Below are 13,431 nucleotides of genomic sequence, written 5' to 3'. Positions count from 1 at the left end.
GCTCCCAATGAGGAACCCTGCGACAAGTAGAGGGCGCCCGCAGCCGTTCCGCCGAAAGCGCCGCCTTGGCGCCCCGAAAGAGAAGCTGATCGTCCTCTACTGCTGGGACGGCTGGCGCAGCCTCGCCGCCACCGCTGCGCTGGCGCTTCTCCAGAATGGCTATCGCGTCAAGGAGCTCCATGGAGGCGTAGCGGCCTGGCAGAGCCTCGATCTGCCCCAACAGAGTGAACGCCTCTCGCCGGAGCGACGCGCCTCGGGGGCATGGCCAATTTTCGACGGGAATTATCGCGTCCCCGCGGTTCTCCCGACCGCCGCCGCCATCACCCCCTCGACCGCGCCCTCCAGCACCATCATGGGGTCGGCCGTCTTCGCAGCATCGAAATGCCCGGAGATCGTCAACATGGCGACGCCATGGGCAAGCGCCCAGATCTGCAGCGCCACATGACGCGCCCCCTGCGCCGGGGCGCCGGCCTGCTGCAGCCAGGCGACGACCGCGCGCCACAGGATTTCCAGCGCATGATCGGCGGCGCCGCCGGCCTGCGGATCGGCGAGCGTCGCCGCTTGGCCGAACATGGCGGCGTAAAGCCCGGTCTCCTCGCGGGCGAAGGCCAGATAGGCGGCGCACATGGCGCGCATCGCCGTTCGCGCGTCGGGACGGCCCTCGTTCCAGGCGGCCTCGATCTTGTCTCCGAAGGTTTCGAAGCCCTGCCGGGCGATTTCGGCGAGCAGCGCGTCGCGGCCGGAGAAATGGCGATAGGGGGCCGCGGGCGTGACGCCGGCGCGCCGCGCGGCTTCGGTGAGGGTCAAGGCCGCGGGGCCGCCTTCCGCGAGAAGCTCGACGCCCGCGTCGACCAGCGCCTGCTTGAGCGAACCGTGATGATAGCCGCGTTTCACCTGCATCGATTCGCTCGGGCCGTCGTCAGGCGAGGTCGGGCGAGGTCAAAGCCCCTGTCGCAACACAAGCGGCGCGGACCCCACCCCGCGGCCTGCGGCCGCCGACCTCCCCGTAAAGGGGAGGTATGGGACCCAGCCTCGTAAGACGGCGCCTGAAACCTCACCCCGCGAGCTTGGCCATCAGCGCATCCGAGATCTCGAAATTGGCGTAGACGTTCTGCACGTCGTCATTGTCCTCGAGCGTGCCGACGAGCTTCAAGATCTTTTCGCCCGACTCGTCGTCGACCTTGATCGTGTTCTGCGGACGCCAGACCAGCGCCGCCTTCTTCGGCTCGCCGAATTTCTCCTCGAGCGCCTTGGCGACGTCGCGCAGGGTCTCCACCGAGGTGACGATCTCATGCGCCTCCTCCGTCGCCGAGACGTCGTCGGCGCCGGCGTCGATCGCGGCTTCCATCATGGCGTCCTCGGAGGCGACCTTCTTGTCGAACTCGATCATCCCGACACGGTCGAACATGAAGGAAACCGCGCCCGTCTCGGCGAGCGCGCCGCCCGCCTTGGTGAAATAGGAGCGCACCTCGCCCGCCGTGCGGTTGCGGTTGTCGGTCAAGGCCTCGATGATGACGGCGACGCCGCCCGGCGCATAGCCCTCGTAGCGCACTTCGTCGTAGGTCTCGGCGTCGGCGCCGGAGGCCTTCTTGATCGCGCGTTCGATATTGTCCTTGGGCATGTTCTCCGCCTTGGCCGCGAGAACCGCAGCGCGCAGGCGGGCGTTCATGTTGGGATCGGGCAGGCCCGTCTTGGCGGCGACGGTGATTTCGCGGGCGAGCTTGGAGAAGAGCTTGGAGCGGATCGCGTCCTGCTTGCCCTTCTTGTGCATAATGTTCTTGAACTGACTATGCCCGGCCATCGTCTCTTGCCCTTGGTCCTCTTAAAAACCGCCGCGACTGGCGTTCAAGCCGTCTATAACCCTCGCGGCGCCGGAAATAAAGAAAGGCGCCTGGATGAGTCTCAAAGACGAAAAGAAGGGTCCCGCGAAGCGCCCGGCCGATCCGCTGCGCCGCCGCGAGCCTTTGCCCGATCAGCGCCCCAAGCCGGTTTACGAGGATCCTCAGGCCGCCGCGCGCGTGGCGACGCTGCTCGCCAGCCCCGCTTACCGCGTAGCGGATTCGGACATTGACTTCCTCACGAGCGACGACGCCCGCGGCCCGCGACTGGAGCTCGACTATCTCAAAGCCGAGCTGCTGTTGCGCCAGCACGGCGTCACCGACGCCATTGTCGTCTTCGGATCGACCCGGATCGTGGAGCCCAAGGCGGCGCAGGCCCGGCTCGACGCGGCCCGCAGCCTCGCGGCCGCCGCCCCCGACGATCCGGAAGCGGCGCGGCGCCTGAAGATCGCCGAGCGCATCGCCGGCAAGGCGCATTATTACGACGTCGCCCGCGAATTCGGGCGGATCGTCGGCGCCTCCGGCCAATTGCCGGACGGCGGCCGGCTCGCGGTGGTCACCGGCGGCGGGCCCGGCATCATGGAGGCGGCGAATCGGGGCGCCTATGACGTCGGCGCGGAGACTGCGGGCTTCAACATTACGCTGCCGCACGAGCAGTTCCCCAACCCCTATCTGACGCCGGAGCTTTGTTTTCGCTTTCATTACTTCGCCATGCGCAAGCTGCATTTCGTGCTGCGGGCGCGGGCGCTGGTCGCTTTTCCCGGCGGTTTCGGGACGCTCGACGAATTGTTCGAGACCCTCACCCTCGCCCAGACCCGGGTGATGAAGCCCCTGCCGATTATTCTCGTCGGCGAAGCCTATTGGCGCGGCGTCTTCGATCCCGACTTTCTCGTCGAGGAAGGCGTCATCGCGCCGGAAGACCGCGATCTGTTCTGGTACGCCGAGACGGCCCGGGAGATTTGGGAGGGAATTTTGCGCTGGCGGCAAGAGGCCGGCGATCCGCTTTTCTGAAAAGCCTGCGAAGCGAAAAAAGCGCCGCCGGGCTTATTGTAGGGGCACAGCCTGCCCCCTATCTGTGTTTCTGCGGCGGAGCGCCGTCTCTGTTAGAGTCTGGAGGATTTCGCATGAGCTGGTTCAAGGGAATCGTGGGCGGCGTCATTGGCGCAGAAGCGTTGAACCTCATCAAGGATTACGTCGAGAAGGAAGGCGGCCTCGACGCCGTCGTCAAGAAATTCAGGGACGGCGGCTACAAGCAGCAGGTCGAGTCGTGGATTTCGACCGGCCAGAACCAGGCCATCAGCAGCATCGAGGTCGGCCAGGCCGTCGGCGTCGAAAAGCTCAAGAAACTGGCCGAGGCGACCGGGATCGACTTCAACAAGGCCCGCGATCTTCTCGCCGAATATCTCCCCGTCGCCATCGACAAGGCGACGCCGGAGGGCAAGTTGCCCGCGCCCGAGAAAGAAGTGAAGAAATCTCTTTACTGACTGTGCCTTAGTTATTAAGACGAGCAGCCGCCGGAGTTTCCGGCGGCTTTTCTTTTGCCGCTTGAGCTTGACCATGGCCCGCCCTGGCTTGCCTCGGGGGGACCTTTTCAGTAGAGCCTTCGATCACACCATTGGACAAGGACGATTGATGACCAAGCGCGCGCTTGTAACTGGCGTTACCGGGCAGGATGGCGCCTATCTTTCGCAATTTCTGCTCGAAAAGGGCTATGAAGTGCATGGCGTGGTCCGCCGCTCGTCGCATCGCGGCGTCGAGGACCACCGTCTGCGCTGGCTCGGCATCAGCGGCAAGCTGCATCTGCACGACGCCGACCTCATCGACCTGTCGAGTCTCCTGCGCACCATCGAGGACGTCCGTCCCGACGAGATCTACAATCTCGCCGCGCAGTCCTATGTCGCCTCCTCCTGGCGCCAACCGATCCTGACCGCCAATGTCACCGCCGTGGGCGTGACCAACATGCTCGAGGCCATGCGGCTCGGCGCGCCGGGCGCGCGCTTCTATCAGGCCTCCTCTTCGGAGATGTATGGGCTCATCCAGGAGCCGATGCAGAACGAGAAGACGCCCTTCTATCCGCGCTCGCCCTACGCCGTCGCCAAGGTTTACGGCCACTGGATCACGGTGAATTATCGCGAGAGCTTCGGCCTGCACGCCTCCTCCGGCATTCTCTTCAATCATGAGAGCCCGCTGCGCGGCGTCGAATTCGTCACCCGCAAGGTCACGCGCGGCGTGGCGCAGATCAAGCTCGGCCAGGCGAGCGAGCTGCGGCTCGGCAACATCGACGCCAAGCGCGACTGGGGCCACGCCAAGGACTATGTCCGCGCCATGTGGATGATGCTGCAGCAGGAAAAGCCCGACGACTATGTGGTGGCGACGGGCGTGACGACGACGGTGCGCGACATGTGCCGCATCGCCTTCGATCACGCCGGCCTCGACATGGAGAAGCATCTCGTCATCGATCCCGCCTTCTTCCGCCCGGCGGAGGTCGACGTGCTGCTCGGCGACTCGAGCAAGGCGCGCAAGGTTCTGGGCTGGGCCCCGGAAATCACCCTCGATCAGATGATCCGCGAGATGGTGGACGCCGATCTCGAGCGGCTGCGGCGCGAATCCTAAATCTTGGGAGCGCCCGGCATGGCGGCCTATGAGCGCATTCTGCTGACGGGCGGCTCCGGCTTCGTCGGCGCGCATCTCGCCGCCAGACTGGCGGACGCCTATCCCGACGCCCGCCGCGTCATGCTGATGCGGCCGGGCGAAAGCGGCGCGCGTCCCGACTTTTCCGTCGCCGTCGCCGATCTTCTCGACGAGGACGCGATCGACCGCCTCATTGCCGATCTCGCGCCCGATCTCGTGCTCCATCTCGCCGGACAGGCCTCGATCGGACAGGCGGCCGGGGCCCCCGAACAGACTTGGCGGGTCAATTTCCATGGGGCCTTCGGCCTTGCGGCGGCCGTCGCCCGCCATGCGCCGCAGGCGGTCGTGCTGTTTTGCTCGACGGCCATGGCCTACGGTTCGAGCTTCCGCGACGGCGTTCTCAACGAAGACGCGCCGCTGCGCCCGATGGACGTCTACAGCCGCTCCAAGGCCGCGGCGGAAAGCGCCATGGCCGATGTGCTGGGGCCGCGGGCGCGGCTCGTGATCGCGCGCCCGGTCAACCATTCCGGACCCGGTCAGCGCAGCCGCAGTTTCGTCCTCGCTTCCTTCGCCGCGCAGATCGCCGCTATTGAAGCGGGGGTCGCGGAACCGCGCATGAAGGTCGGCGACCTGTCGAAGGCGCGCGACTTTCTCGACGTGCGCGACGTCGTGGACGCCTATATGCGGCTCGTCGCCGAGGCCCGCGAACTCCCCGACCGCGTGTCGGTGTTCAACATCGGCAGCGGCGAGGCGCGGACCATCGCCGCGCTTCTGGAGATGCTGCGCCTGATGGCGCGGCGGCCCTTCGAGGTCGAGGTCGATCCTGCGCTGCTGCGCCCCTCGTCGACGGACATCGCCCGCGTCGCCTGCGACGCCTCGCGCCTCGCCGCCGCCACCGGCTGGCGACCGAACTACGCCATCGAACAGACTTTGGGCGCCCTTCTCGACGAATGGCGCGCCGAATTCGCACGGCCGGGGACGCCTTCGTGAACGATCCCGGCGCTACGCCCGAAGACGACAGGCGCGCGCGCATCCGGCTGCTCGAATTCCAGCTCGAGCATTTGCGCCGCGAGGCCCTGCATCTCACCCATGAACGGCAGCGGCTGATCTACTCGGTCGCCGGCCGCCTCTATGATGTCCTGCTGCCGATCGAACGCAAGATCGCCCAAGCGGGCGCGCGGTTCCTCGCGCCGTTTCGAAAGAAGCAGCCGCAGGCCGCCGCCCCCGCAGCCCCGGCCCCGGCGTCGACCCCCGTCGCCGCAACGGCCCCGCGGCCGGCGCGCCGCCTGCTGCTCGACGTCACCACCACGGCGAAATTCGACGGCGGGACGGGAATTCAGCGCGTCGTCAAGGAAGTGGCCCGGGCCTGCCATAGCGGAGGCGGGTTCGACATTCCCGCCCGCGCCGTGCGCTGCGAGGGCGGCCGCCTCTATTCGGCGAACGCCTTCACGGCCAAGCTCGGCGGCGCCGAGACCGGACCCGACGTCGAAATCGCGATCGAACCCGGCGACCGTCTCCTCACCCTCGCCGACAGCTGGAACGCCTTCGACGAGCTTGCGCCCATCTTCGACCGAATACGGGGCGAGGGCGGCGAAATCGTCACCTGCATCTTCGACCTCATCCCGGAATTGCACCCTTACGCCTGTCACGAGGTGACGCCGCCGCGCTATCGAGCCTGGCTGCGCCGCGCGCTTGTCGAAAGCGACGCCTTCCTCGCGATTTCGCGCACCGTCGCGGAGGAGCTTGCGGCTTTCGTCGCCGAGAAGCGGCTGCCGCATCGCCCGGGGCTCAAGATCGGCTGGTTCCAGTGCGGCGCCGATCTCGCCGCGCCTTCAGCCGAGAACCCGCGTCCCAAGATCGCTCAGGCCGTCTCCGGCGAGACGCCGGTGTTTCTGATGGTCGGCACGATCGAGCCGCGCAAGGGCCACCGGGTCGCGCTCAAAGCTTTCGAGGCGCTGTGGGCGCGGGGCGTCGAGGCGCGGCTCGTCATCGTCGGCCGGCGCGGATGGCTGGAGGAGGCGGTCGTCGCCGAGATTCTGGGCCACCCCGAGCGGGGCCGCCGGCTGTTCTGGTTCGACGACGTCGGCGACGGAGAGCTCTCCTACCTTTACGACCACAGCCGCGCGCTGATCCTGCCTTCCTATGCGGAGGGCTTCGGCCTGCCGATCGTGGAGGCGGCGCTGCGCGGACGCGCGGTCATCTGCAGCGACATCCCGGTGTTTCGCGAGGTGGGGCGCGACGGCGCGCTGTATTTTCGGGTCAACGACCCGATGGCGCTCGCGGCGGCGATCGAAGACTTTCTCTCCGGCGCGCGGCGGGCCGATCCGGCGCAGGCGCTCAGGGTTTCCTGGGCGGAAGCGGCCCGCAAAATCGTCGAGACCATCGCCCGCGACGACTGGCTGACGCGGCTCGCCTGAGCGGCGGCCTTCCCCGCAGCCGACAACGAGCCGTTTCCGCCCCGCGCCAAAGCATGTTAGAGAGGCGACAATCGGTCGCGCTTTCCGGGCGCTCTATCCCGGAGGCTGCGGCTTTTCGCTTGTTTTGCGGCCGCCGACGGCGGGCCGGCACCAGAGGACGCTCTCGAAATGGCGCTCAATATCCCGCTCGTAAAAGATCAGACGGCCCAGACGGTCTTCAAGATGCTCAATCTCGAGGCGTCGCAACTGTCGCTGCCGGAGTCGCAGCAACTCATGAAAGGGGCGCTCGCGGCCTATGTCGTGCTGCAGACGGGGGCGCAGTTTTTCTCGCACTCCCTTCTCGCCAGCATCTTCTACGGCGTCGCCACCGCGGCCGTTCTCTATGGCGCGACCTTCTATCTCCTGCGCTACCTCAAGCAGGAGGAAAAATTCGTCAAGACGCTCACCGCAATGGCGATCATGGGCGCCATCGCTGCGCTCGCCTACATCATCCTGCACGTCATCGTCGGCGTCGCCCTGCCGCCGCCGCTGCCGACCGATCGTCTGGCCCGCTTCCTGCTGTTTCCGATCATCGTCTGGATCGTGTTCATGTACGCCTTCCTGCTGCGCCATGTGTCGCTGCGGCCGATTCCGGCCTTCGTGACGGCGTCGCTCTATGTGCTGGCGATTGAGATCGTGCTCTCGGCGGTGAAGTTCTAAAGAACGAAATCACCCGATCGGACTTGAACTTAGCCGGCGTCCGAGAGCGGGCGTCGGCGACGAACGCTAACCATTTCAGCATGTTAAGCGCGCATTAAGCATAATCGCTCATTCTTCCTTCATCGCCGCGCCACGTGGCCGCGCGAGCCGGCGTCAGCAAGGAAGAGACCATGTTCCCCCAGTTTTTGCGCGCCCGCGCGACGCTCCTCGCCGCGCTCCTCAGCGTCTTCGCGCCCGAAAGCCAGGCCGCCGATCTCTTCGCCCTCCCCGAGGCGCCGGAGCTGCCGGAGGAGCCGGTCGAATGGGGCTCGAACTGGTATCTGCGCGGCGACGTCGGCATCCAGCAGGTTCATGTTCCCTCGCTTTCCGCCTATTTCGCGCCGCTCGCCAATCAGACCCTTGTCTCGGGCGGTCTCGGCGGCGGCTATCAATTCAACGACTGGCTGCGCGCCGACGTCACCATCGACCGCAGCGTCTTCCGCAAGGCCGCTGTGACCGGCCAATACTGGTGCCCCTATCAGATGGTTGGCCTCAACAATCTGGTGAGCGGAGCTGCCGTCGGCGTCCTTGCCAATCCAAACGACACCTGTTCGCAATACAGCCAGGCCACCCTCAGCCGCACGAGCGTTCTCGCCAACGCTTATCTGGACCTCGGCCATTTCTGGGGCTTCACGCCCTATGTCGGCGCCGGCGTCGGCATGACCTATGGCTCCGCCTCGTCGAGCGTGGGCTATTTCAGAAACGCCGACGGAGGTCTGTGGGGGCCGGACCTCACCCTCCCAGCGGGCTACCCTGCCGTTTGGCTCTACCCGAATGGCGGGTCCTACCCCATCCAGCTTCCCTTCAACCTGACGAACTGGAACACCTGGGAGACCAGAACCTCCTGGCAGTTCGCCTGGAACGTCATGGCCGGCGTGAGCTACGACGTCACCCAGAATTTCAAGGTCGACGTCGGCTACCGCTACCTCAACGCCGGGAAATATACGGGCCTTCCGGCCTATACGCCCCAGGGCGTCTATGTCCCCCCCATGACCAGGGACATCACGTCGCAGGAAGTGCGGGTGGGGTTCCGTGTGACGACGAACTGACGCCTGCAGCCCGGGAAGCGTTCGAGGAGGCGCGGCCAGCGGCGCCTCTGTTTATTTGTGGGGAGGGATGTTAGGAAGCCCGCGCTTCATTTTTTTGGCCGTTCGACCGATTGCGGCGCGGCTTCCAGCGCGGGTGTGTTTTCTCATGTCAGCTTCCCTCGACGTCCTCGGCATTGGCAACGCCATCGTCGACACGATTTCCCGCGCCGAGGACGACCTCCTTGTCTCCGCCGGGCTCATCAAGGGCTCCATGGCGCTCGTGGACGAGGCGCGCGCGGACCAGCTCTATGAACTGATGGGGCCGACGACGGTTATCTCCGGCGGCTCGGCGGCGAATACGATGGCGGGGATCGCCAGCCTCGGCGGGCGCGCCGGCTTTGTCGGCAAAGTCAAGGCGGACGCGGCGGGCCAGGAATTCACCCATGACATTCGCAAGGCGGGCGTCGCCTTCGACACGCCGCCGGCGACGGACGGCGCGGCCACGGCGCGCTGCCTGATCTTCGTGACGCCCGACGGCCAGCGCACCATGAACACCTTCCTCGGCGCCTGTCAGGCGCTGGGGCCCGACGACATCGACGAAAAGGCGGTCGCCGCGGCAAGCGTCCTCTACATGGAGGGCTATCTCTGGGATCCGCCGGGGGCCAAGGAAGCGTTTCTGCGCGCGGCGAAGGTCTCGCGCGCCAATGGGCGCAAGGTGGCGCTGACTCTTTCCGACTCATTCTGCGTCGGCCGCTATAGGGCCGAGTTTCTGTCGCTCGTCCGGGAGCGCGTGGTCGACATTCTCTTCGCCAATGAGAGCGAATTGCACGCGCTTTACGAAACCGCCGATTTCGACACGGCCGTCGCGGCGCTGGGCGCCGAACCGGGGCTGCTCGGCGTGGTGACGCGCTCCGAGAAAGGCTGCGTCGTCGCCAATGGCGACAGGCTCATCGCGGCGCCGGCCTATCCGGTCGATGAAGTCGTCGACACGACCGGCGCCGGCGATCTTTTCGCCGCAGGGTTCCTCACCGGCTACGCGAGGGGGCTGCCGCATCAGACGAGCGCCGCGCTCGGGGCGATGGCGGCGGCGGAAATCATCTCTCATGTCGGCGCGCGGCCGCAGAAAAATCTGCTGCAGCTCGCCCGCGACAACGGCATTTTCGCCTGAATGAACGGGAGGAAGAATATGCGCATGGTCAAAAAGACGTTCGCCGCCGCTCTTGTCGCCGCCGCCGCGGGCCTCGCCCTCGCGCCGACGGCGCTGCGCGCCGAGCCCGAAACGACGCTGACCGCGGACGGTCTGAAATATATCGACGTAAAGCCGGGCTCCGGCGCTTCGCCGAAAGTCGGCCAGACGGTCACCGTGCATTACACCGGCTGGCTCTATGTGAACGGCGCGAAGGGCAAGAAATTCGACAGTTCCCGCGACCGCGGCGAGCCCTTCGAATTCCCGCTCGGCATGGGCCAGGTCATCAAGGGCTGGGACGAAGGCGTCGAGACCATGAAAGTCGGCGGCAAGCGCACACTCATCATTCCCCCCGAGCTCGGCTATGGCGCCCGCGCCATGGGCAACGCCATCCCCGCCAACTCCTGGCTCATTTTCGACGTCGAACTGCTCGGCGTGAAGTAAGCGCCACGGCTGGTCGCGCGCCCTTCCCTCCCCCGCGCGGGAAGGGCCGGGGCGGGCGAAGGCCGCGGCGGACGACGTCCGCTAGACCCGGCAAGGAGCACACCCGCCATGACTTCGATCTGGGCGCAGGCGGCGTTTGTTTTCGGGCTCGCGCTCCTCGCGGGCCTGATCGCGCATCGCTTTCGCCTGTCGACGGCGCTCGTCGAGATTAGTGTCGGACTTTGCGCGCAGGCCCTTCTCGGCCTCATCGGCTATGAATGGATTTTCGCCGTTCAGGAGCCCTGGGTGAAGACGCTGGCGGGCGTCGGCGCGATTCTCCTGACCTTTCTCGCCGGCGCGGAGCTCGATCCGGACGTCTTCAGACGCAAATGGAAGGAGGCGGCCGCCATCGGCGGCGCGAGCTTCCTCGTCCCTTCCGTCGCCTGCTTCGCGGCGGCGCATTTTCTGCTCGGCTGGGACTCGTCGCCCGCTTTGCTCGCCGGGATCGCGCTCGCCGCCACGTCCGTCGCCGTCGTCTACACTGTGATGATGGAATATGGCTTCAACCGCACGGATTATGGCAAGACGATTCTCGCCGCCTGTTTCATCACCGATCTCGGCACGGTGGTGACGCTCGGCCTCGTCTTTGCGCCCTTCACCTGGAAGACGTTGCTGTTCGTCGCCGCTCTGGCGGGGGCCTTTATCTGTCTGCCGAAAATCACGCCCATCGCTTTCGCGCGATTCGGCGGCCGACCCTCCGAGTTCGAAGCAAAATTCCTGCTTTTCGCGCTGTTAGGCCTCGGGGCGCTGGCGACATGGGCGGGGAGCGAAGCGGTGCTGCCGGCCTATCTCATCGGCATGGCGCTCGCCGGCAGCGTCGGCCGCGACAGCGCCCTCATCCGACGCTTGCGGACCATCACGATCGGCCTGCTGACGCCTTTCTATTTCATTCGCGCCGGCTATTTCGTGTCGCTGCCCGCCGTGATCGCCGCGCCGGTCGGCGTGGTGATCTTTCTTGCCGTGGAGATCGGCGGCAAGGTCGCAAGCGTCTATCCGGTGGCGCGGCGCTTCGACGCGCCGCATAAGGATGCGATGTATACGACGCTGCTCATGGCGTCGGGCCTCACCTTCGGGACAATTTCGGCGCTGTTCGGGCTCTCCAACAACATCATCGACCAGGCGCAATATTCGACCCTCGTCGCCGCCATCATCGGCACCGCGGTCGTTCCCACGCTCATCGCCAACCGCTATTTCCTGCCCCGTCACCTGCTGCCGCGAGACGACGGCGCCGTGGCGCGGGAAGAACAGGTCGAGAAGGCGCTCGAGACCTCCGACGTGCGGTCGTGACGCGCGCGCGCGCGGCGCACGGCGAGAGGGAAAGCAGCGCCGCGATTCACGGCTGCTCCATCAACTCCTCGGCTTGGAGCTCGGTGAGGGTGGGCTTTTTCGCAGGCTTGTCGAGATGCGCGGGCCGCGCGAGCCAGATGATGGCGGCAAGGCAGACGAAAATGAAGGCGCCGAAATAGAAGGCGTCATCGAGGGCGAGCAGCAGCGACTGCTGCCGCATCAACCGCGAAACCTGCAGCCGCGACACCGCTTCGCTCATGCCGAGATCCTGCAGCTTGCTCATGAGCGCGCCCAGAACGTCGAGCGACGGGAAACGGCGGCCGCCCAACTGATCCGCCATGCCCAGCTGATGAAAGGGCGCGCGACGAAATTGCACGACGGCCTGCGAGGTGATGCCATAGGCGCCGAAAGCCGTGCGCAGCATGGCGAGCTCCTCCGCCGCGCGAATGAGCTTTTTGCCGGGGAGCCCCTGCACGGCGATCGCGGCGGGCGGCGCGAAGAAGGTGGCGAGGAAAAAGCCGAAGAACAGCATCGGCGCCGTGATCTGGTCGAAGGAGGCGACCTTGTCATATTCGCCGAGCCAGGTCAGCGTCACCGCGAAGCCGATGAAATTGAGGCTCGCGAGATAGCGCAGCTCGATGTGCTTCGTGAGCAGGTGCACGACCGAGACGACGGGCGCGGCGAAGACGGCCATGGTGAGATAGACGAGGCCGGCCAGCGAGGAGGTATAGCCGAGCAGCGTCTGCAATTGCCCGACGAAGACCGACAATGTGCCCTGAATGACGAGAAAGCCGGCGACTGAGCAGAAGGTCGCGACCGCGTAATTGCGGTGGCGAAACAGCCTGACGTCGAGCGCCGGATTGCGCTCGCCGAGCTCCCACAGAATGAAGGCCGGAAAGGCGACGACCACGACGACCATGACCGCGCCGAGAACGGCCGAGCCGAACCAGTCGAAGTCGTTGCCCTGATTGAGAATGGTCTGCACGCCGACGAGGGTGACGGCGATCAGCGCAAAGCCGACCGCGTCGAAGCGCACGATTCTGCGCTTGACAGGGCGGCCGTAGAACAGCGCGAAAACCAGACCGGCGATGGGCAAGCCCAGAATGATGTTCGAGTAAAACAGCATCCGCCAGTCGACATACTCCGCCCAGAAACCGCCCATGAAGACGCCCAGCGTGAAGGGCGCCATGCTGAGCACGCCCCACCAGGCGACCCCGTAAACGCGATATTTCTCGGGAAGCTCGGTCAAGACGAGCGTCTGCCCGAGCGGCAGGATGATCCCGCCCGCCAGCCCGAGCAGGAAGCGCATCGGCACGAAGAACCAGATGGTTTCGCTCGTGGCGCAGGCGAAGGAAAAGACCGCATAGGCGACGAAGGCCCAGCAGTAGACCCGGTAGTCGCCATAGCGCCCCGCGAGCCAGCGCGCGAGCGGCAGGCCCAGGACGACGCCCATCATGTGGTCGGTGGTGCCCCAGGTGCCGAAGCTCGGATTGACGCCCTGCAGGCTCCCGGCCGCATAGGGCACGAGCACCGTGTAACCCGGCACATTCGAAAGGGCGATGACGTTGCCGACGGCGACGGCGACGTTGAACAGCAGGAAGCGCCAGCCCGTGAGCTTCTCGTCGACGGTAAGCATCAGGGGCCCCTCCGGCGCCCGGCGGCGGAGAGGCGGATCGTATTTGCGTTGATTGGGTTTTGCACGACAGACTCCGACTGGCGGCTGGCCAAACAGGAGTCATCGGCCCCGAGGGCGGTTACAAGGCGAACCCCATCGCCTGCCGCGAGTTTAGCGCCGCAAGGCGGGGGCCTGTCAACCGGCGCCT

General features: G+C 66.1%; 13 protein-coding genes, 1 pseudogene and 1 riboswitch. Of the genes and pseudogenes, 11 read left to right on the top strand and 3 right to left on the bottom strand.

Annotated features, from left to right (window positions below):
- Window positions 1–7 precede the first annotated feature (7 nt).
- A pseudogene (locus RVU70_RS08055) lies at window positions 8–193 on the top strand (rhodanese-like domain-containing protein); the annotation flags it as partial.
- Window positions 194–282: 89 nt separating this feature from the next.
- Here RVU70_RS08055 and RVU70_RS08050 read toward each other — a convergent pair.
- Together RVU70_RS08050 and RVU70_RS08045 are read right to left on the bottom strand one after the other, a co-directional pair.
- Window positions 283–900, bottom strand: coding sequence for a TetR/AcrR family transcriptional regulator (locus tag RVU70_RS08050; RefSeq protein ID WP_363350753.1), 618 nt, complete (start codon window positions 898–900; stop codon window positions 283–285).
- Between the two features lie 154 nt (window positions 901–1,054).
- Window positions 1,055–1,801, bottom strand: coding sequence for a YebC/PmpR family DNA-binding transcriptional regulator (locus tag RVU70_RS08045; RefSeq protein ID WP_363350751.1), 747 nt, complete (start codon window positions 1,799–1,801; stop codon window positions 1,055–1,057).
- A gap of 94 nt (window positions 1,802–1,895) precedes the next feature.
- Here RVU70_RS08045 and RVU70_RS08040 point away from each other — a divergent pair, with 94 nt between their 5' ends.
- From RVU70_RS08040 to RVU70_RS07995, 10 genes are all read left to right on the top strand, one after another.
- Complete coding sequence (locus RVU70_RS08040; protein ID WP_363350749.1) at window positions 1,896–2,849, top strand: TIGR00730 family Rossman fold protein; 954 nt, start codon at window positions 1,896–1,898, stop codon at window positions 2,847–2,849.
- Window positions 2,798–3,322 (top strand): YidB family protein, encoded by a 525-nt coding sequence (locus tag RVU70_RS08035; protein WP_363350747.1) that lies wholly within the window; start codon window positions 2,798–2,800, stop codon window positions 3,320–3,322. Before RVU70_RS08040 ends, RVU70_RS08035 begins: the two co-directional genes overlap by 52 nt.
- 148 nt (window positions 3,323–3,470) lie before the next feature.
- Window positions 3,471–4,451, top strand: coding sequence for a GDP-mannose 4,6-dehydratase (gene gmd, locus RVU70_RS08030; RefSeq protein WP_363350745.1), 981 nt, complete (start codon window positions 3,471–3,473; stop codon window positions 4,449–4,451).
- A gap of 18 nt (window positions 4,452–4,469) precedes the next feature.
- Entirely contained in the window at window positions 4,470–5,459 is a 990-nt protein-coding gene (locus RVU70_RS08025; protein ID WP_363350743.1) for an NAD-dependent epimerase/dehydratase family protein, read from the top strand.
- Entirely contained in the window at window positions 5,456–6,886 is a 1,431-nt protein-coding gene (locus tag RVU70_RS08020) for a glycosyltransferase family 1 protein (RefSeq protein ID WP_363350741.1), read from the top strand. The genes RVU70_RS08025 and RVU70_RS08020 overlap by 4 nt, the downstream gene beginning before the upstream one ends.
- Before the next feature lie 168 nt (window positions 6,887–7,054).
- Window positions 7,055–7,585 (top strand): hypothetical protein, encoded by a 531-nt coding sequence (locus tag RVU70_RS08015; protein WP_363350739.1) that lies wholly within the window; start codon window positions 7,055–7,057, stop codon window positions 7,583–7,585.
- A 170-nt stretch (window positions 7,586–7,755) separates the two neighbouring features.
- Entirely contained in the window at window positions 7,756–8,673 is a 918-nt protein-coding gene (locus tag RVU70_RS08010) for an outer membrane beta-barrel protein (RefSeq protein WP_363350737.1), read from the top strand.
- A gap of 145 nt (window positions 8,674–8,818) precedes the next feature.
- Entirely contained in the window at window positions 8,819–9,820 is a 1,002-nt protein-coding gene (locus RVU70_RS08005) for an adenosine kinase (RefSeq protein ID WP_363350735.1), read from the top strand.
- Between the two features lie 18 nt (window positions 9,821–9,838).
- Entirely contained in the window at window positions 9,839–10,282 is a 444-nt protein-coding gene (locus RVU70_RS08000; RefSeq protein WP_363350733.1) for an FKBP-type peptidyl-prolyl cis-trans isomerase, read from the top strand.
- 108 nt (window positions 10,283–10,390) lie between these two features.
- On the top strand, window positions 10,391–11,608 hold the full coding sequence (locus RVU70_RS07995; protein ID WP_363350731.1) for a cation:proton antiporter: 1,218 nt from the start codon (window positions 10,391–10,393) through the stop codon (window positions 11,606–11,608).
- 46 nt (window positions 11,609–11,654) lie between these two features.
- Here the strand turns inward: RVU70_RS07995 and RVU70_RS07990 are convergent, their stop codons facing one another.
- Window positions 11,655–13,244, bottom strand: coding sequence for an MFS transporter (locus RVU70_RS07990; RefSeq protein ID WP_363350729.1), 1,590 nt, complete (start codon window positions 13,242–13,244; stop codon window positions 11,655–11,657).
- 86 nt (window positions 13,245–13,330) lie between these two features.
- A riboswitch (Fluoride riboswitch) is annotated at window positions 13,331–13,393 on the bottom strand.
- Window positions 13,394–13,431: the final 38 nt, after the last annotated feature.

The sequence above is a fragment of the Methylocystis echinoides genome, assembly GCF_040687965.1.
GTDB lineage: Bacteria > Pseudomonadota > Alphaproteobacteria > Rhizobiales > Beijerinckiaceae > Methylocystis > Methylocystis echinoides_A.
Note: the sequence above shows the minus strand (reverse complement) of the source record. Positions and strands in the feature narration are given on the sequence as shown.